Genomic DNA, 18,650 nt, shown 5'->3' with positions numbered 1-18,650 from the left:
TTCCATGTAGGGACCATCAACGGTTTTTGGAAGGTCACAATAATGACACTTAGTGCCACTAAATATTTTTCATGCTATTCGCCCATCGGAAATTGGAGTTGCCCATGCGAACGCCCGCCACACTCGTCGCCCTTTTGCTCACCTGTGCCACCAGCCATTCCGCCGACCAACTGGAGGGCAATGTGCCAAGTATGATCTATCCCGAGACGAAGCGCATTGACGTGACCGAAGAGCATTTCGGTCAGACGATCGCGGACCCGTATCGTTGGCTGGAAAACAAGGTTGCCGAGGACCGCGCAGTCCGGTCATGGATCGAGGCACAGAATGCCGTTACGCGATCCTATCTGGACACGCTTCCGGGACGGGACCACTTCCGCAAGCGGATGACGGAGTTGCTCGACTATGAGCGCTACACCGTCCCTCGAAAGCGGGGAGACCGCTACTTCTTCAATGTAATCAAAGGGAATGAAAATCAGCCGTCCCTTTATGTCCGTGAAGGGGTCTTCGGCGATAGCCGATTGCTCATCGATCCGAATAGCTGGTCGGAGGACGGCGCCGACGCCTTGGCCATATGGAGCGCATCCGACGACGGTCGTTTCGTTGGCTTCGGCATCCAGACAAACGGTAGCGACTGGCGGACACTTAGGGTGCTGGACGTCGACAGCGGCGAGATACTTGATGACGTCGTTGAAATGGCGCGCTTCACGCGCATTGCGTGGGCGCCAGATGGATCGGGCTTCTTCTATTCCCGCGTTCCGAAGCCAGCGGATGGCAGGGCCGATGCGGTCGTTGCCAACCACGCCGTCTACTTCCATAGGCTAGGAACAGACCAGGCGGAGGATCGCCTCATCTACGCCACCCCTGAACGCCCCGAACTGTTGCACGGAGCCGACAGGGTTTCTGGCGGACGCTACCTCACTATCTCCTCGACACCAGGGACGAACGAAAGCTCTCTAACCATCGTCGATCTTCAGTCTGACGACTGGAAGCCGCGGACGGTCGTGGCCGACATGGATTCTGCTTGGTATGTGATCGGCAATGATGAGCAAAGGCTTCTGTTGGCCACGACACACGAGGCCGAGCGCGTTCGCATTGTCTCGCTCGATCTAGCTGAAGACAACCCGAAGCCAAAGGAGCTCATCGCCGAGGCAGCCGATGGCGCAGTCTTGGACAGCGCGGTTCTTGCGGGCGACACACTGCTGGTGAACTATCAGCTCGACGTCAAGACGGAGCTGCGGCGCTTCACGCTCGATGGAAAGCCGGACGGCACCGTGAATCTACCGGGTGTTGGAAGCGCCCGATTTCTCGAAGGCGATGCCCGTGAAGCCTTCTTCGTCTTTACCAGCTACGACGCACCGATCGCGATCTATCACTACGACACGGCCTCCGAAACGGTGACGACCTGGGTGGAGCCGAAAGTGCCGATCGACCTCAGCAAATTCCATGTCGAGCAACGCTTCTATCGTTCGAAAGATTATACTGAAGTGCCGATGTTCATCAGCCGGCGCAAAGATGTCAAAGGGCCGGCTCCCACCCTGCTCTATGGCTATGGTGGGTTCGGCATCAGCCAGATTCCCATCTACAACCCCATGTACCTCTCCTTGGTCGAGCAGGGTGGCGTGCTGGCGATCGCCAATATTCGCGGAGGCGGGGAATATGGCCGGGCGTGGCATCGCGCAGGTCAGCTCGAGAATAAGCAGAACACGTTCGACGACTTCATCGCAGGTGGCGAATTCCTGAAGCGCGTGGGCGTCACTACACCGAAGGGACTTGCCATCCAGGGCGAGTCCGCCGGTGGCATGCTTGTCGGCGCCGTTACGAACCAGCGCCCCGATCTGTTCGACGTAGCACTTCCGGGTGTCGGGGTCATGGACATGCTGCGCTATGACAAGTTCACCGGCGGCGCGCTCTGGCGAGGCGAGTACGGTGATCCTGCCGATAAGGCATCATTCCGCAACCTGCTGACCTACTCGCCCTATCACACGATCAGGGATGGCGAGGACTATCCCGCAATCTTGGCCACCACAGCAGATGCCGACGACCGCGTCGTTCCTGCTCACACCTTCAAATACATCGCCGCACTGCAGGCCGCCGACCTTGGCCCCAAGCCGCGGCTGGTGCGCATCGAAACCCGTGCCGGGCATGGGAGCGGCCTTCCGACCGACAAGGCCGTCGCGCAGAACGCCGATCTTTACGCATTTGCCGCGTACTGGACGGGATTGAAGATCACACCTGCGGAATGACTGATCAAAAGGAGAATGAAAAATGACGAAATCTCATAAGCCTATGCTCAAAGCTGTAGCGACGATGTGCGGAGGTAGCCTCATCGCTCTTGCACTTGCTGGTTGCGTATCCGCTCAAGATCAACACTACGAAGACAGCCGAGCCTGCTACGGTTCGCGACACTATTCCGCGTGTATGAACCAGCAACAGTTCCATCGCGATCGCGAACAGCTGATGAACCAGGAAAGAGCCCTGATCAGTTCGCAGCAGGCCAGGGAAAACCTCAGGATGCTCCGCGAGATCAGACGGAAACGTGGAGAATACTAGACCTATTCCGGACGCACCCCGAGCCCAGTTCCGCTGGAAACGCTCTCACCACCCAGCAGCGATTTAACAGACGAGGTTCCATCACATGCCGATGAATGAACAGTCGGACAAATTTGGCACGGCCGAAGGCGCGTACCGGCTCGCGCTCAACACCGTGATCCAGGCTTTGGTAGACCATGCAAGTCAAACTGATCCGGGCATTCGACGACGCGCCCTGACGGGTATCGAGAACTATGTAGCAGGCCTCAATCCACAATCCGAGCTGGAACTTGACTTCACTGAACGGGCAAGAGGCTTTGCTGCAAGCCTTGTGAAACCGCCAGGTTCGTAATTGGAGGCCCTGTCAGCTTTTGATGCTTCTGAGCAATGACTACCATCGGCGCGAACCGGTCATGAGAAGGCTGGTCTGAAAATGTCGGGTAAGGGGTGGAGAAGCAGACTGGCATGTGTCGGGTCACTCTTCTGGAGCGCCGTGCGTCCATTCGGACGCACGAAGGACGCTCTCTAACTCTTTGAATCTACGCATCAGGCTTCCCGAAAATCGATCCCGGTTTTCGGGCCGATGCTGTAGCTCGGCTCTGTAGTCCCGGTTGTGAAAAGGATTTGCGGAATCACAACCAAACGCCGATGAGGTCGAAGAGAAAAAACTAAAAGTTGACAACCCGACAGGGAGGGTCCATATACCAATAGTCGATATTTGCTTGCTGAGCTTTGGTTATCGCGCGTCTGACACCGCTCCCTGAACGAACCTTTTCTTTCAAAAATCGCTATCACCGTCCGCAGCGCCTTGAGCGTTGTGGTTCTCTTCTTGCTATGAAAGGGTTCATCATGACCACTGGCACAGTTAAATGGTTCAATTCGACCAAGGGCTTCGGCTTCATTCAGCCTGACAATGGCGGCGCCGATGCGTTCGTTCACATCTCTGCCGTAGAGCGCGCCGGTATGCGCGAGCTCGTGGAAGGCCAGAAGATCGGCTATGAGCTGGAGCGCGACAACAAGTCGGGCAAGATGTCGGCCTGCAACCTGCAGGCCGCCTGAATCATCACGGTATCCGCTCTCCGTTGACCACGGATGTACTGGCACTGTCGAGAGCATGATACCAGCAAGGTCAGGCAGGTTGCCTGGCCTTTTTTGTTCCCGCGGTACCTTGCGGCCTCCAATCCGGAAAAGACCATGTCACAGACACACAGCAAATCCCGTCAGAAGGCGGAGATTGCCTTCGGCAATGCCCAATCACAATTCTTCGCTCGCAACAACGCCGTCGAGGAACTCGATTCCCTCGTTCTGGCCCGGGACGAAAAGACCCGGCGGCTTCGTGAAGCCCGCCTTGCAAAAGAACTGAAGGACCGGGAGGCGGCGACCGCCTCTCTCATCGCTAAACGAGCCAGGAAGGCCTGACTCGTTCAACACGATTTGCAGGACAACGATTTGAAGAACACCAGAAACAACGACCTTTCCGATCGCCGTACTGCGGCTGCGGAAGCAAAATCCGCTCTCCTGAAGGCCTATCATGCGGCAAGAAGTGTCGCCGAACCCGCCAGATTGGCGAGGCAAGCGGAACGCATGGCCATCGCCGCTGCCAGGGAAGAGCGGCGCCTTGAACGCGAACGGTCAAAGCGCGACGAGGCCGAACGCCGGGTGGCCGAGGCCGCGGAGCAGCAGGCGGCTGCCGATGCTGCGGCGCGCGCGGAAACCGAAGCGCGCGAGGTGGCGGAAAGAGATCGCATCGCCCGGGTGCTTGAAGACGAGGCTATCCGCAAGGCTGAGCGCGACCGGCGCTATGCCAACCGTAAGGCGAGGCGGTCCTAGCGTCCAGGTTTCGGACATCCGATCGGACCTGTAAGCCCACGTTGTTTGCCGCATCCGGCCCGCCGGGCCTTCGCCCGGCGCGGCAAGCGGTTTCTCCGGTCTCTTGCAATCTGCGACCGCCGGCACGGCGTAAACTGCTGCCAAAGCCCCATCAAACCGAAAGGAGCCTCCATGCCAGAAACCCCCGGCGAACTCCAGGCAATCAACACGGCCTGGCAGATCGCTATTCAGGAAATCCTGCGGATGGTGATCCGCGACATCTATCATGCGGACGGAGAGGCTGCCTTTTTGGCGAACATCAAGCGCATTGAAGAGGCTGCGGTCGACAGCATTTATTCCGACCTGCGGCTGCGCGGCACGAACGAATGGACGGAATTACTTGTCAAGGAAAAGGCGAGTAACTTTGTCACCACGCTGCTGACATCGTTCACATACGATCGCACCTGATGGAGGCTGAGGCTCCAGATCGAGCAACATGCCCACCTTTCGCATTGTGACGCTGGCAACAAACAGCCGTATAATTTTATCCTTAAATCGATTCCGATTTAAGGAATTATGCAGTAACGACCGCTTCTAGTGCAAACCGGTCATGCCACCCAGCTGCACCTGCCACCGCATTGCCATCTCTACGCTACCCATACACATCATAATCCACCGCTGCCTTCACCCCGGTCCCCGCCCGGTGACGAACCTTCTTCATCACCGGCTGCGCGAAGGTCAGCGCCAGCGCATCGCCCTCGTTGGTGAGGGCAGACCGCGCTCCTTCATGTCTTCCCTTGGGCTGCAATAACCGAGCTACGGCTGGGCGGGGTGCATAGGCGAATTGTTGATATTCCATGTGCTCGCAGGCTCGCGGCTATTACCACCACGAAATTGATAGCAGCTCTTATTTTGCCAGCCCGTAGAAAATGTCCCAGAGGCGGTTCTGACGTGGTTCGACGGTTTCGAGGCAGCTAAGGTCTATGCCTGCGGTGCTCTTGTCGCGACACATGCCGACTATCAGCGCATATCGCTCGCGTTCAACATCCCTAGGCGCCACAGCACAAAAACCAATATTCCGATCAACCCGATCATGATTACATTGCGCAAATTCGTCGCCCCCACGATGTTGAAGAGGCTAGCCGCTTTCGGCTGAACTGGAAAGGTGCCGCCCATGACCGCCCAACGCCGCAAAACTCCTGAGAACATGGTACGGCTCAATGAGGGCGAGGAGTTGATCCGCAAGCGGTCAATTGCCGCGATTGAGGCCGATGAAGCGCTTCTGAATCATGTCGAACTCATTGAAGCGGTAATGGATCATATCGATTTCTTTGCGAAGCTCGATGCCGACGACCTCGATCAAGAAACCATCCAACTGCTCGGCGCCCGGATATTCAACGACCTAGGGTCGGCTTATGGTCAGCTCACTCGAGGCTACTATCAGCTTGCAGCGGCCACCCTGCGCGACGTTATGGAGATTGTCTTTTTATGGGGCTGGTTCGACCGCGATCCTGCCAAGATAACTGAATGGCGGGAATCGGACGACAAGAAGCGCCGGCAGATTTTTGCACCGATCGAGATTCGTAGGTTCCTCGACAATTTCGATAACTTCAAGGAAGGCAAGCGCGGCGCTGCGTACAAGTTATTCTGCGAGTATGCCTCGCATGCGACGTGGCAGGGCTTTACGCTGATGCGGCCGACGGGTGGCGGCCAAGTCGTCATGGGGCCGTTCTTCGATGCACCATTGATGAAGGCAGTGCTCGAGGAGATGGCCCAGCTAGCCGCGCAGGCCGGCAACTATTTCTCTGGCTTTTTCGACAAGACGGGCGAGGACGCGCAAGCACTTGAGGCCTGGTTGCGCCGATATGTGGTCACGGGCGAATGGGCCGAAAAATACCTTGGCAGGCCGCACGACAGGAAGTTCGTCGCCGAGATGGAGACATGGCTGCTTCATATCAAAGCGCAAGCATGACCGGTTCCTGACAGGCCCAGCAATCGATCCGCCATCTCCACGCTACCCATAGACATCATAATCCACCGCCGCCTTCACCCCGATCCCCACCCGGTGACGTTGCTTCTTCGCCACCGGCTGCGTGAAGGTCAGAGCCAGCGCATCGCCCTCGTTGGGCGAGGGCAGGCCACGCTCCTTCATGTCTTCCTTGCTTTCGAGCTGGATCTTGCCGTCCAGCCGCGCCACGGTCTCCGGGCCGACCAGATCCTGGTAGAGAGGCTCATTGGCGTGACCCATCGACTACCAGCATACTCAGCGTGTTCAATTACTATCTGATCTCGCCCGGTAAGCGGCCTCAGCACACTGTCGGTGCCTAGGGTTCCGGAAAGCATGATAAGGTCGGATGGGTGTAGACGGCATGGGAATGCCTTCCCGCACGACCTGCGTCAGTTTTCGAAGGGGAAGAATATGGCGGCCGTGACCGACCTTGCGACATTGCTGGCAACGATGGACCCCGTACTGCAGGAGGGGGAATTCGTCTTCTGTACGATTTCGGAAGAGGCGCTTGCCGCTTGTCAGCCGTTGCAGCCGCTGGGGCTGTTTCGCGAGGCGGAGGGCGTGACGGTGATCCTGCCGGTCGAGGTTGCGCTGGAACGGGGATTTGTCATCGGCACGCCGATGCGCTGGATCACCCTCAATGTTCATTCTGCGCTGGAGGCGGTCGGCCTGACCGCCGCCTTTGCAACGGCACTGACGCGAGAAGGGATCAGCGCCAATGTTGTTGCGGGGTATTACCACGATCACATCTTCATGCCGGCGGCAAATGCCCCGCGCGCGATCAAGGCGCTGAAAGCGCTGTCGGCGGGTATGTGAAATCGCGCGGAGCGCGCCCTCAAGGCGGGTGTCACGATTTAGCCGACGCCCGCGGACGGCGGCGGAAGCCGTTGCGTCTGTCAGAATTGAATCACGATTTGCTCGGGAGGCTCCTTGTTGAAATCGGAATATCGAATCCACCGCGGCGTCGCCTTGAACATCACTGCCCCTCTCTCGATGAACTCCCTCGCGGTCGGAACGCTGTCGAGATAGGCCTCCTGGTATTCTTCGATTTCCGCGGCAGGAACCCTTGTTGCCTCACCCTCGTATTGAACCGTGACGTTGTCGTTCCATCCGACGACGAACGCGACGCCGGGACGCTCCGCGATATTGTCGAACTTTCGCGTTTCCTTGAAAGCGCTGAACACGGCCTCAAGATCGTCGCGCACCGAGAAGTCGATCACAGCCGCCTCCGGCGTTCCATTGCGATGGCTGGTAGCAATGACCGCCAAGCTGTGCTTTCTCAGGAATTCAAGGATCATGCGTCTCGTATGAAAATCGTCCATTGCCTCATCCCTCAGTGAGTATTCCCGATCTTTGTGCAGTCCCATTCGACAGCCCGCCGGCCTCAGCGGAGTTTGGCCGCGAGCACCGCCTAACCATTGATGCATTGCTACTCGGCCCATAGGCGGTCATTTCAAAAGCTTTGCCATAAGGGGATTAGGCCGGTGTGCATCGATAATTTCCCAGCCAATTTTATAATAGAAACCCACTGCATCGGGCGCTGCGTGGGTTTCCAGCCTGACTGCCTCGTGAGCCATGGCTAGTCTCTCAACGGCGGTCATCATGGCTCGGCCGATACCTTGCCGCTGGCGCTCCGCAACGATTGCAACCGTGCGAACCACCCCATTCCCGTTCCCATCGAGATCAAGACGGACGGCACCGACGTACTCATTGCCGTCGACAAAAATCAGCGGAAGATGCTCCGGCTCTCTGTCGTCAGGATGGTGATCGTCGTATCCAGACAATCCGCGCAGATCGAACAGCACATGCCGTCGAATCTGATGATACGCCTCCCATTCAGATTGGTTCGATACTCGTACCAGCTTCAAATCGGCAGCCTCTCGCAGTAGAATGATTATAGGGGCGGTCTATCAGCGCGCAATGACCACCGGTGGCACAAAACCGGTCATGTCACCCAACCACGCCTGCCGCCGTATCGTGCCATTCCCACCTACCCATAAACATCATAATCCACCGCCGCCTTCGCCCCTGTGCCCGCCCGGTGACGCGGCTTCTTCGCCACCGGCTGCGCGAATGTCAGCGCCAGCGCATCGCCCTCGTTGGGCGAAGGCAACCCACGTTCCTTCATGTCGTCCTTGCTTTCGAGCTGGATTCTGCCATCCAGCCGCGCCACGGTCTCCGGCCCGACGAGATCCTGATAGAGAGCCTCATTGGCCGGGTCGATCGCGCCGCCGGCCTTCAGCCAGCGTTTCATCTGCCCCCAGATATAGGCGCGCATATTGTAATAGCCGGGGTCCAACACCCTGGTCGAGCCGAACCAGACGAGCTGCCAGGAGCGGCCCATGACCGTGCCGGCGCTGACGATGCCGGTGCCGTAGCCGGCATCGACGAAGACGGCATCGGCCTGATATTCATCCTCCAGCCGGGCAATGAGATTGGCGACCTCGATGTCGTTGTCGTTGCGGGCGATGGTCGCCAGCCGCTTCGCGTAAAGCCCCTGGCGCAGCATGATCACTGTCGGGTCGTCGCCCGTCCAGGCCGGGTCGACGCCGATGATGACGGGCGCGAAGCCATATTGCTCGGGGCGCAGGTGGACTGATCGTGCCCGGTCGGCATCATCCGCGGAGATGAACTGCATGGCGGACTGGCTCGGAAACTGGCCGCGCACGCGCACCTTGACGATATCGCTGTCCTCGCCGTGATCGTCCACGAGCCGTTGAAGGAACTGCTTGTTGGTGCCGGGCACCGAGCGGCTGTCGATCTGCCGCCCGATCCAGCGGTGACGGAAGCGGCGGAAGCATTCGCGAAAGCGGCCGCTGTTCCTCGTCGGGTTGCCGAAGACGATCCAGATGATGACGGTGTCCTCATCCGTCAGCGCGCCCTCGGCCACTTCCCAGACCTTGTCGTGGATCTTCGAGGCCTCGTCGAAGAGCAGCAGGATGATGCGGCCCTTGTTGTGCAGGCCGGCGAAGGCTTCCGTATTGTGCTCGCTCCAGGAGATGAAATCCTGCCGCCAGCTTTCGCTGCGCTCGGGATCGCGCGACTTGATGGACATGGCCTGCACATCGAACCAGTGGGCGGTGATGGAGAGCCGGAACCACTTGCCGATCTCGGGCGCCGTCTTGGTGCGCAGCTGGCCCTCGGTATTGGCTGTCGTGACCACCTTGCAGTCTGCAAAACAGGACATCGCCCAGTTGGAGAGCATGCCCATTTCGGCCGATTTGCCGATGCCGTGGCCGGAGGCGACCGATATCTGCAGCGGCTGGAAGCGGGTAGCTGGGTCGGCAAGATGGGCGCCTATCAGATCGTTGATCTCGTCCTGCCAGGGACGGGGGCCATCGTAACCCGAGAGTTCGCCGACACCCCAATCCCAGGCGAGCCGGCTCCAGCGCTTCGGGCTGAAGCGGCAGGAGGCGGCGAGCGCGATGATCTCGTCATTGGGATCGCGGCTTTCGCCCGAGACGGCGGGCAGGGGTTTTTGAAGCATCGTCGCTACTCCGCCCCGCCATCATTGCGCTTTTGTGCCCGCTCCAGCCGCTCGGCGAGCGCGGTAAGGCCCTTGTGCTCGACGATCTCCTTGAAGGCGTTGATGCGGATATGCTTGCCGATCAACTCCAGCCGGCGCAGCCGCTCGGCGAATTTTACCTTCTTCACATGGCCGACTTGTCTGCGCTCCTTGCCGGTGCCCTCATAGAGCGCGGAGATTTCGACGTCCGTCACCAGCCCCTGCCGCCAGATGGCGGGCCATTCCCTGATCGGCTTGAAATCGCCGTTCTCGTCATAGAGATCGCCGAGATCGGCTTCCGCTTCGGCCGCAAGCCGCGTCAGCAGCCAGTCCGCATCGATTTTCGTGCGCTCCGAGCGCTCCGCCGTCGCCGTTTCGATGGCGGCGGCGATCTCAGGTTTCTTCAAGAGCAGCCAGGCCCTCTTCTTGGCGCCGCGCGGCGAATAGCCGGCCCTGATCGCCGCGTGCGCGCCAACTGCATCGACGAGATATTCTTCCACGAAGCGCTGCTGGCGCGCCGTCAGTTCCGTCATGTCATACACCCCGGTTTGCGAGCAGCCATAACCGGCAGAAGGTTGCGGCGGTGAACGGGCAAAAGGCCGGAGCAGGAGCAGGGCAGAATTTGTGTGAACGTCTCCGGCAATCTTAGCGCTACGCTGTAGAAATTGAATTTTCTGAGTTCCCGCACGCTGGAATTGACTATCGTATAAGTATGTGCTAAATTATATCTTTATAGATTAAGACCGCTCGATCATGACGTTTCAGTTTGATCTTTCGTAAATAGCAACATCATCACATTCTGATGAGTACAAAGGCGATGCGATGTTGATAGAGAGCAAGCAACGCCGGTTCTGGCGTGATTATGAAGATAACATTGAGCTCATGACCGAGATATATTTCGGTGATGCTTTGATACGAGTCGCGAGGCCGACTGTATCAGCATGGGACGCTCTCGAAGCTATCATGCACTCCTTTAACTACAGGATAAGCCCAAGCGAGACGTCGGGATACACTCCCAAAGTCGCGAATTCGACTGTGAATGATCTTCGATCATTTGGAATTGCCGTGAATGTCAACACTGCTTCAAATCCACAGAGGCAAACGACCGACAAACGGAAAGTGTGGTTCTCGACCAAGCTGACACAAGTGGAGAGAGCTCACGATGTCTTGGAGAATGCCGCAGACACCGACATGTCGGCCGATATGATCGATGCCATCAGGGCAGTGCGAACGCTCGACAAGAAGCGGGTCTTCGGCTGGGGAGGCGACAGGCCCACCAAAAAGAGCGCCGGCTTTTTCTTTATCAATGTGTCGCCCGAAGAACTCGCCAGGGGGCTTGATAACAGAACGGTCAAAAGGCCGGAGGAGGTCTCTCCAAAGCCGGATGAAGACGATGAGAATTTCGATGCGGATGTCCCGATCGATCCGGTGCTTGAAGAAGAGATGTTTGGGGAGACCGAAACAATGGTCGATGTAATACATATTGAACGCTTTCGGGTATTGCTGGATTTTATCGCCAACCATGAGGGTACGGCTCAGCAGCCGGGTGGCGGATATAATACATCGCTCGCTTTCGGGGCGCTGATCGGCGGCGAAAAGAAGCTCACGAACATGACCCTCAATCAGATCGATGCGCTTCAGACGCTGATGCTCAAGAACCCAGACAACAAGTGGAATTCTTCGGCATTGGGCCGCTATCAGATCGTTCGCAAGACGCTGCGCGGCCTCAGAACGCAACTGGGCCGGACTGGCAACGAGCTCTATTCGCCGGATCTGCAGGATCGCCTCGCCACGATGCTCATCAATCGGCGCGGGCGCAGCGTCCCCGGGCTTCGCGCAGAATGGGCCAGCCTTCAGAAGGTGTCCGAGGTCGCCATTCTTGCTGCATATGACGGGATTCTTGCAGGTCAGGACGACAAGCAAATAGAGATTCCCCGCGAGGAGCGGGACATTACGAAGATCCTCGAAGCGCTGTGGGAGAGGCTGGGCGTTTCGACCCCGCAGCCTTTTCCGACCCCGATCGCCATATCGCCGATGCCGCAACTGGCGCTGAAGCCAGGGGATCGCGGGCCGGCTGTTCAGGCCCTGCAGGAAGCCCTCAGCCGCCGCAATTATCAGGTGGGCAAGATCGACGGCATTTACGGTTCGATGACCGTCGGTGCGGTCGCGGCCTTTCAGATCGATTACAACGTGCCGACGGATCATATCGGCACCGTCGATGGCCCGACATGGGACATGCTCGCCAATGCGGCCAATCGCCCCCTATCCGAGGACCGGCTGAACGCCAGCGCCGACGATCTGCGGCGGATGGGATCTCAAATCGTCCTTAACGCCGATCGGACGAAAATCGTCGCGATCCTCACATCTGTGTTTGGCGCGCTTGGGCTGGGAAGCGCGACGCTCGGCGACTATCGCGGAGCCGGCGGATCCAGTGGTTCGGCAACGGCCGCGCAGACTGCCACAACGAATTCTCCAATTTCCGTCGATCAGCAGATCGCTCATTTGATCAGCGGCTTTAGTTCCGATCAGTACAGGAATTTCTTTGGGCTCAGACCCGAACAAGTCACTGCCGCGAGGATCAAGATCGAGGATCTGGAGAAACTCTACAACCAATCGAATTCCTCCCAACAGACCTCGCAAGTAGGCCCGCGTCCCGATCTCGTCGACCCATTGATCGGACTGGCGGCAGGCGCCGCCAACATCTTCCTGCCGGGAGTAGGGGGATCTTTGGCCTTGCTGGCGCTTGGGGCAGCCTCACATATATTCGGATCGCGGATCATCAACCGGCGGGTTCAGGATCAGCGCACGGGCGCCAATATCGGCGCAATTGGCCGGAACTAGGGCCAGTAGATCGCCCCAGCCCCTGCCGCCAGATGGCGGGCCATTCCCTGATCGGCTTGAAATCGCCGTTCTCGTCATAGAGATCGCCGAGATCGGCTTCCGCTTCGGCCGCAAGCCGCCTCAAGAGCCAGTCCGCATCGATCTTCGTGCGCTCGGAGCGCTCCGCGGTCGCCGTTTCGATGGCGGCGGCGATCTCGGGTTTCTTCAAGAGCAGCCAGGCCCTCTTCTTGGCGCCGCGCGGGGAATAGCCGGCCCTGATCGCCGCGTGCGCGCCAACTGCATCGACGAGATATTCTTCCACGAAGCGCTGCTGGCGCGCCGTCAGTTCGCTCATGCGATCGGCTCCCGGTTTGCCTGACAGAGTGCAGGCCAATGGTTGTCGAGGCGATATCGGACCAAAGTCCTATGCAGGAACTTTTTCGGACACGTGGCGTTTTGCGCTTCTGCCAGACCTCGTTCCCTGCGTTCCTGGCGCTGGAGAAGAAAGAGCCCGTGGGCATGTCCTGAACGGACGATGCCTGCACCCGGTGTGGACCGGATCGCGGCCACGGGGATTAATGACCGCTATTAACCGAAGGAAAAGCTCTTCGTTGCTGAGAAAATCAATTTGATAATACTGCAGCAGAGAGGAGAGGGAGCTTTACGATGCTTGAAAAACTGATAAAATCTCTTGGTGTTTCCAAGAAGAACCACCGTGAGAGGGAGATAAACTGGATCGGCTATAGCGAAAAACCTTCCCGGCTGGTCATCGAATTCACCGATGGCACCAGGCGCACCCATCTCAATGTCATGCCGGGTTACATCGTCGGTCTGCGGGTGGCGGCCGATAAGCTGGATTACTACGAATCCCAGATCGTGCCCGCAAATGTCGCCCTCGAAGTGTCGGGCGCAAGGGCAATCGCCGATACGAGCACCAGAGCGAGCATCCATATCAGGCCAGGTATAAGCATGGGAGCCCAGAGCATGAGAGCAAGAGCAGCGGCTGCGCCAGGAAAGCGCGAGGCGCAGTCCTGAGATCTCACCTCGGATCCCGGGACCCGCTTCCGGATAGTGACGATGGAAATCTCATCACGATTGATCCAAGAGATCACCTATGATGCGGCGACGCAGACCCTCGACGTCAAGCTGCGCCTGAAAGGCCGTCGCCGCTATTTCAACGTGCCTCCCGCCGTCGTCAAAAACCTGCTCACCGCGCCATCGCCCGGCTGGTATTACACGCAGCACATCCACCATGCCTTTGCCCGCACCGACGACGAGCCTCCTCCACGCTTCTCCTTTTTCCGGCTTCGTTTGCGCCGCCATCCCGCGGCGGGCGGAGTTTTGAGGGCGGAGACGCCGCGCCATCAAGGCACGATGCTGCCGGCATGGCTGCAGAAACTGTCTAAGTCCTTGAAAATGAATAAGTGACGCATCAGGGGCGAAAAAACTTTCATATTTTTCTCGTCATCCGGCGCTCTCTCCTGAATTGAATTTCTTTACGCGTATTTTCAGGGAAAGTGGATCACTTATTCAGAATCAATGACTTAGCACGATTTTGGGGCGTTTTTGCTGCACTAATCCGATTTCTTATTCAGGATCAATGGGTTAGATTTGATTGGAAGGAATATTGGCCTCCCGGAAGCGGAGAAGTCGCGAGCGGCGAGGGCGAATGACCGGCCAATGCGAAGAATGTGCAGGGTGGGGATGGCTATTGGCGTGCCGCGGAATGCAAAGGCAGACATGAAGCACGCATCAATCCGGCAACCGAGACCTCAATGGGGCCGCCCATTCAACGCCCCGGCTCATTCGCCCCTTTGATCGCGCCGATGCCGGCGAGGATCAGGTCGATGCCGGCGAGGAATTGCTCGCGGTCGTCGTGATCGCGGAGCTTCGTTGCCAGATGGTGGACGAAGGGATAGCGCGCCGGGTCGCGCTCCGTCCAGCTTGCGGCAATGGCGCCGAGGACGGCTGACCGGTCCGTGCCTTGCGGCTGCAGGCGGGCATTGGCGGCATTCTGTCCGGCAACGCCGAGGATGTAGTTGACGAGCGCCGAGCCGGCATTGAACAGCGCCTCTTCGGGGACGCCGAGCGCCTGCAGCCGTCCGCCGATCGCTTCGAAGATCTCCAGCATCGCCGCCTGCCATGGCTCGCGGAAAAGGTGGGTACCGACCCAGGGGTGGGCGTCGATCGCGTCGAACAGGCCGAGCGCGAAGGCGCGGATCGCCTGATCCGGCGTGGCATCCGGCGCGAGACCGGTCAGGACGCCGCCGATGATGGCGTCGGTGGCGGCGGTCAGCAATTCGTTCTTGTCGGCGACATGCCAGTAGATCGCGCCGCTGCCTGTTGAGAGACGCGCTGCAAGCGCACGGAAGGTCAGGGCATTTTCGCCCTCGGCGTCGAGGATATCGATCGCCGCTTCGACGATCCTTTCCTTGGAGAGAGCGTCGGTGCGCCGCCCGCTTCGCCGGGTTCCGGTCCGCTCAGTCTTGATGGGACGAGCCTTGCTTTGCCGAATCTTGATTTCCATGGGCCGCATCTTGACATGAATGGAACGACGTTCCAATTACGAACTATGGAACGCTGTTCCATTCATCTTCGGCCGGGCATCTTCGGCCAAGCATCGTCGGAAAGGAACACAATGACTGCAACAGTCACGATCGTCGGGGCAGGCCTCGGCGGCCTCACGCTTGCCCGCGTCCTCGCCGTCAACGGCATAGGGGCTGTTGTCTATGAGGCGGAGTCTTCGGCCGAGGCCCGCAAACAGGGGGGGCAGCTCGATATTCACCCGCATAACGGCCAGCGGGCGCTGGAGGCTGCCGGCCTCGCCGAGGCGTTCCGCGCCATCATCCATCATGGCGCCCAGGCTTCTCGCGCGCTTGACCGGCATGGCGTGGTGCTCATGGAGAAGGCCGATGACGGTACGCTCTCGCGCCCGGAAGTGCTGCGCGGCGATCTCCGCCGCATCCTTATCGAGTCCCTGCCTGGTGACACGATCCGGTGGGGCAAGAAACTCGTTGGCGTTGCGGCGCTCGGCGCCGGCCGGCACGAATTGAGCTTTGCCGACGGGACCAGCGTCGTCAGCGATCTGCTCGTCGGGGCCGATGGTGCGTGGTCGAAGGTGCGGCCGCTGCTTTCGGATGCCAAGCCCGCCTATGTCGGCACGGCCTTCATCGAAACCTACCTCCATGATGCCGATGTCCGCCATCCGGCGGCGGCGGATGTGGTCGGCAGCGGCGGAATGTTTGCGCTTTCGCCGGGCAAGGGCATCGTCGCCCATCGCGAGGCGGGCGGCGTGCTGCACGCCTATATCCAGATGAACCGCTCGCCGGAATGGATCGCCGGCATCGATTTTTCCGATGCCGCCGCGGCCAAGGCCAGGATCGCCGCGGAATTTGAAGGCTGGGCGCCGGCGCTGACCGCACTGATCACCGAGAGCGATACGCCGCTTGCCCCGCGCCTGATCCATGCCCTGCCGGATGCGATCCGGTGGCCGCGTGTCCCCGGCGTGACGCTCATCGGCGACGCCGCCCATCTGATGGCGCCATCGGGCGAGGGGGCAAACCTCGCCATGTTTGACGGCGCGGAGCTCGCAACGGCAATCGCCGCGCAGCCCGACACTATCGAAGCAGCGCTTGCCGCCTATGAGGAGCCGATGTTTGCCCGCAGCGCAACAGAGGCGGAAGGCGCCCGCTTCATCCTGGATCTCTGCGTCGGCGACCGCGCGCCCTATGGGCTGGTCGATTTTCTTACCGGCAAGCTCGGGCAGGGATGAGGCAGTGCTGCGGCGATTGACCTGCCGAGGCGAAGACGTCGCCTGTGCTCATGCACAACGCGCTGGTCGAATATGCCGATCTCATCTCGCTGCTGACGGCGGTCGGCACTTTCGTCGCGATCGTCGCCGGTGTCGCCGAGCTCATCAAGGCGCGGCGCGACCATGTGAAGGAGAAGGAGCAGGAGTTCAACAGCTCGTACCTGACGATCAGCGATGCCTATCACCGGCTCCTGGAACTCTCCGTCGAATATCCTCATCTCGGCATCTTCCCGTGGCAGGAGGAGGCCGCCGACCTTTCCCTCGCCGACCTCAACCGGCGCGACATTTTCTACGAGATGATGATCTCGATCTTCGAGCGCGCCTATCTGGAGCGGCACAAGACGCCTGAGATAATGGAGCATTTCTGGCCGGGGTGGGAGATGTTTCTCAAGCGGCAGATCGAGAAGCCGTCGTTCCGGGACTATTGGGGGATCTTCGATGGGGAGGGGGCGTTTGGCGCGTATGATGCGCGGTTCGAGGCGTTTGCGCGGGGGCTGGATGGCGGGCAGGGGGATGGTCTGGGCGGAGGATGAGGGTTGGGCAACTCGACCTCTCGATAGGGACCGGCACGCCAACTTCCCTCATTCCTGTGCTTGTCACAGGAATCCAGCCACCGCGCGTCCGCGCGGTGAATGACTCTCACATGCCGCAAGCGAAAAAGTCTCTCCTGCCCAAGGACTTGGGCAGGCTGGATCCCTGTGACAAGCACAGGGATGAGGGGTGGAGAGGAGGGCACTCATCTCCAAAGCAAGGGCGGAGCAAGCGATGCCTTGAGGCGTTTGGAGGGGCGCTGGATGCGGCGCAAGGGACGGTAGCGGGACTGAGCGGGTGACGGCAAGCTCAGTCCGCCATCTGCACGAAATGCCTCTGGGTCAAATAGCGCCCATCCGCCAGAGCATACCTCACCACCACCGGACGCAGGTCCACGTTCGCGAGCGTTTCCAGCGGCAGCCAATATTGCTTCAGGTGTGTCTCGTTGCTGACAACGTCATGCCGATCGAGCGACACCAGGAAATAATGCTCGGCCTGCTGGATCAACTGGCCGCGATAGCGAAAATGGTTCTCGACGCAGAAGAGATATCGCGCCTGCCTTACCCTGGCATTCGTCTCTTCCTCGAACTCCTTGCGCAGCCGGCTCTCGAACGTATCGCCGATTTCATATTCGCCGCCGATGAAGGCATAGCAGGACGATGGATCGTCGGCGGGCTGCTGAACCAGCACCTTTCCATCCTCGACCACGATGCCTGCAACCCTGACCCTCGGAATCTGCCTCATCGCCACGGCCTGAAAGAACCGGTCCTGACTGGATTCCACGATGCTTCCCCCGGCTGAATGACGAACTCCGGCACAGTTATTGGGCAATCCCCAGACAGGTCAAGATTGCGCACATGGAAGCCTGCGCCACTGCATCCCTCACCGCCGACGGACGCAGGCCAACGGTTTCAGCCTTTCCGGCCTCGGATGCTATTCATGCGCAGCTCTGGCGTAAGCCACACCCAGCACCGCACCGTAGACGAGGTGAAGAACAAGGGTGGCCACGACAGCCCGAAGGCCGAGCGACAGTGCAAACAGGCCATGGCCGGCCATGGGCATGAAGACGATCATCATCGCGAGCCAGGCTAAAGCTCCGAAAATGAGACCCCTGACGACCGGGAGGCCCGGAAGGTCTGCGTGCATTGCCGCATAGATGGTGCCCCAGATGATTGTCCCCAGCGCAAAGTGGCCGATCCAGCCGAACGACAGGGCCATGGCTGTGCCTGCCGGCAGTTGGGCCAGATTCGCGATGTCTGCGATTGGATCGAGCTGCGGCATCAGGCCCGCCGCTTTCTGGGCTATCATCAGTATGGACATTGCGACCGTGGCTGTGAAGCCGGCGATCAGGCCGGCCCGTTCATCCAGGAGCGTGGGCATTGGGTGGAGGAGTTTCATGGCGTTGCCTCATGAGCATAAGGTTGACACGCGAATTCCGAACCGGGTCGATCCGGATCCGCGCGCCTGCCAGAGGCATGACCGCATCCTCGATTTCATGGGAACCCGGCATGTACCGCTAGCAGGCTCCGACACTATTATACACCGATTGTGCTTCAAAGATCAGCAATTTGATGTCGCAATCAGGCGCTCGGCCGATGCCTCCCGGTATCGTTCGGACGTCGCATAACCAGATTGCA

Annotated in this window: 23 protein-coding genes; 14 read left to right on the top strand and 9 right to left on the bottom strand. The window is 59.3% G+C overall.

The window, feature by feature from the left end:
• Positions 1 to 104: 104 nt before the first annotated feature.
• The 8 genes from KQ933_RS10220 (at position 105) to KQ933_RS10185 (ending at position 6,310) form a co-directional block, all read left to right on the top strand.
• The gene (locus KQ933_RS10220; protein ID WP_253958311.1) at positions 105 to 2,243 is read left to right on the top strand and encodes a prolyl oligopeptidase family serine peptidase; all 2,139 of its coding nucleotides are present in this window, start codon (positions 105 to 107) and stop codon (positions 2,241 to 2,243) included.
• 22 nt (positions 2,244 to 2,265) lie between these two features.
• The gene (locus KQ933_RS10215) at positions 2,266 to 2,550 is read left to right on the top strand and encodes a hypothetical protein (RefSeq protein WP_216758663.1); all 285 of its coding nucleotides are present in this window, start codon (positions 2,266 to 2,268) and stop codon (positions 2,548 to 2,550) included.
• An 85-nt stretch (positions 2,551 to 2,635) separates the two neighbouring features.
• Complete coding sequence (locus KQ933_RS10210; RefSeq protein ID WP_253958310.1) at positions 2,636 to 2,881, top strand: hypothetical protein; 246 nt, start codon at positions 2,636 to 2,638, stop codon at positions 2,879 to 2,881.
• A 497-nt stretch (positions 2,882 to 3,378) separates the two neighbouring features.
• Positions 3,379 to 3,588, top strand: a complete 210-nt coding sequence (locus KQ933_RS10205; protein WP_109459583.1) for a cold-shock protein — start codon at positions 3,379 to 3,381, stop codon at positions 3,586 to 3,588.
• A gap of 135 nt (positions 3,589 to 3,723) precedes the next feature.
• Complete coding sequence (locus KQ933_RS10200) at positions 3,724 to 3,948, top strand: hypothetical protein (protein WP_216758662.1); 225 nt, start codon at positions 3,724 to 3,726, stop codon at positions 3,946 to 3,948.
• A gap of 30 nt (positions 3,949 to 3,978) precedes the next feature.
• Positions 3,979 to 4,359: a DUF6481 family protein gene (locus tag KQ933_RS10195; protein ID WP_216758661.1), complete on the top strand. Its 381-nt coding sequence runs from the start codon at positions 3,979 to 3,981 to the stop codon at positions 4,357 to 4,359.
• Between the two features lie 171 nt (positions 4,360 to 4,530).
• A complete protein-coding gene (locus KQ933_RS10190; protein ID WP_216758660.1) occupies positions 4,531 to 4,806 on the top strand; it encodes a hypothetical protein in 276 nt (91 codons plus the stop codon).
• A 706-nt stretch (positions 4,807 to 5,512) separates the two neighbouring features.
• Positions 5,513 to 6,310 (top strand): hypothetical protein, encoded by a 798-nt coding sequence (locus KQ933_RS10185; protein ID WP_216758659.1) that lies wholly within the window; start codon positions 5,513 to 5,515, stop codon positions 6,308 to 6,310.
• A gap of 42 nt (positions 6,311 to 6,352) precedes the next feature.
• Here KQ933_RS10185 and KQ933_RS10180 read toward each other — a convergent pair whose 3' ends face one another.
• Complete coding sequence (locus KQ933_RS10180; RefSeq protein WP_253958309.1) at positions 6,353 to 6,586, bottom strand: hypothetical protein; 234 nt, start codon at positions 6,584 to 6,586, stop codon at positions 6,353 to 6,355.
• A 171-nt stretch (positions 6,587 to 6,757) separates the two neighbouring features.
• Between KQ933_RS10180 and KQ933_RS10175 the strand changes: the two genes are divergently transcribed.
• On the top strand, positions 6,758 to 7,162 hold the full coding sequence (locus tag KQ933_RS10175; RefSeq protein WP_216758658.1) for an ACT domain-containing protein: 405 nt from the start codon (positions 6,758 to 6,760) through the stop codon (positions 7,160 to 7,162).
• Positions 7,163 to 7,242: 80 nt separating this feature from the next.
• Here KQ933_RS10175 and KQ933_RS10170 read toward each other — a convergent pair whose 3' ends face one another.
• The 4 genes from KQ933_RS10170 to KQ933_RS10155 form a co-directional block, all read right to left on the bottom strand.
• The gene (locus KQ933_RS10170) at positions 7,243 to 7,788 is read right to left on the bottom strand and encodes a pyridoxamine 5'-phosphate oxidase family protein (protein ID WP_253958308.1); all 546 of its coding nucleotides are present in this window, start codon (positions 7,786 to 7,788) and stop codon (positions 7,243 to 7,245) included.
• 6 nt (positions 7,789 to 7,794) lie between these two features.
• Positions 7,795 to 8,214, bottom strand: a complete 420-nt coding sequence (locus KQ933_RS10165) for a GNAT family N-acetyltransferase (RefSeq protein ID WP_216758657.1) — start codon at positions 8,212 to 8,214, stop codon at positions 7,795 to 7,797.
• 122 nt (positions 8,215 to 8,336) lie between these two features.
• Entirely contained in the window at positions 8,337 to 9,833 is a 1,497-nt protein-coding gene (locus tag KQ933_RS10160; protein WP_216758656.1) for a terminase, read from the bottom strand.
• 5 nt (positions 9,834 to 9,838) lie between these two features.
• Positions 9,839 to 10,384: a terminase small subunit gene (locus tag KQ933_RS10155; RefSeq protein ID WP_216758655.1), complete on the bottom strand. Its 546-nt coding sequence runs from the start codon at positions 10,382 to 10,384 to the stop codon at positions 9,839 to 9,841.
• 289 nt (positions 10,385 to 10,673) lie between these two features.
• Here KQ933_RS10155 and KQ933_RS10150 point away from each other — a divergent pair, with 289 nt between their 5' ends.
• Positions 10,674 to 12,692 (top strand): peptidoglycan-binding protein, encoded by a 2,019-nt coding sequence (locus KQ933_RS10150; protein ID WP_216758654.1) that lies wholly within the window; start codon positions 10,674 to 10,676, stop codon positions 12,690 to 12,692.
• Here KQ933_RS10150 and KQ933_RS10145 read toward each other — a convergent pair.
• Positions 12,631 to 13,026, bottom strand: a complete 396-nt coding sequence (locus tag KQ933_RS10145; RefSeq protein ID WP_216758653.1) for a terminase small subunit — start codon at positions 13,024 to 13,026, stop codon at positions 12,631 to 12,633. The genes KQ933_RS10150 and KQ933_RS10145 overlap by 62 nt on opposite strands.
• A gap of 311 nt (positions 13,027 to 13,337) precedes the next feature.
• Between KQ933_RS10145 and KQ933_RS10140 the strand changes: the two genes are divergently transcribed.
• Together KQ933_RS10140 and KQ933_RS10135 are read left to right on the top strand one after the other, a co-directional pair.
• Positions 13,338 to 13,706: a hypothetical protein gene (locus tag KQ933_RS10140; RefSeq protein WP_216758652.1), complete on the top strand. Its 369-nt coding sequence runs from the start codon at positions 13,338 to 13,340 to the stop codon at positions 13,704 to 13,706.
• Positions 13,707 to 13,748: 42 nt separating this feature from the next.
• A complete protein-coding gene (locus tag KQ933_RS10135) occupies positions 13,749 to 14,099 on the top strand; it encodes a KTSC domain-containing protein (RefSeq protein WP_216758651.1) in 351 nt (116 codons plus the stop codon).
• Between the two features lie 361 nt (positions 14,100 to 14,460).
• On the opposite strand, the gene KQ933_RS10130 is transcribed toward KQ933_RS10135, so the two are convergent.
• Positions 14,461 to 15,198 carry a TetR/AcrR family transcriptional regulator gene (locus tag KQ933_RS10130; protein WP_216758650.1) on the bottom strand — a complete coding sequence of 246 codons (738 nt, stop codon included), beginning with the start codon at positions 15,196 to 15,198 and terminating at the stop codon, positions 14,461 to 14,463.
• Positions 15,199 to 15,309: 111 nt separating this feature from the next.
• On the opposite strand from KQ933_RS10130, the gene KQ933_RS10125 reads away from it, so the two are divergent.
• Both KQ933_RS10125 and KQ933_RS10120 read left to right on the top strand, forming a co-directional pair.
• Positions 15,310 to 16,443 (top strand): NAD(P)/FAD-dependent oxidoreductase, encoded by a 1,134-nt coding sequence (locus tag KQ933_RS10125; protein WP_216758649.1) that lies wholly within the window; start codon positions 15,310 to 15,312, stop codon positions 16,441 to 16,443.
• A gap of 50 nt (positions 16,444 to 16,493) precedes the next feature.
• Positions 16,494 to 17,015, top strand: a complete 522-nt coding sequence (locus KQ933_RS10120) for a hypothetical protein (protein WP_216758872.1) — start codon at positions 16,494 to 16,496, stop codon at positions 17,013 to 17,015.
• Positions 17,016 to 17,322: 307 nt separating this feature from the next.
• Here KQ933_RS10120 and KQ933_RS10115 read toward each other — a convergent pair whose 3' ends face one another.
• Complete coding sequence (locus KQ933_RS10115) at positions 17,323 to 17,796, bottom strand: NUDIX domain-containing protein (RefSeq protein WP_216758648.1); 474 nt, start codon at positions 17,794 to 17,796, stop codon at positions 17,323 to 17,325.
• A 150-nt stretch (positions 17,797 to 17,946) separates the two neighbouring features.
• Positions 17,947 to 18,411: a DUF6789 family protein gene (locus KQ933_RS10110; protein WP_253958307.1), complete on the bottom strand. Its 465-nt coding sequence runs from the start codon at positions 18,409 to 18,411 to the stop codon at positions 17,947 to 17,949.
• Between the last annotated feature and the right edge of the window lie 239 nt (positions 18,412 to 18,650).

This window comes from Rhizobium sp. WYJ-E13, from assembly GCF_018987265.1.
In the GTDB taxonomy this organism is placed as follows: Bacteria; Pseudomonadota; Alphaproteobacteria; order Rhizobiales; family Rhizobiaceae; genus Rhizobium.
This window is presented reverse-complemented; position numbering and strand designations above follow the sequence as displayed.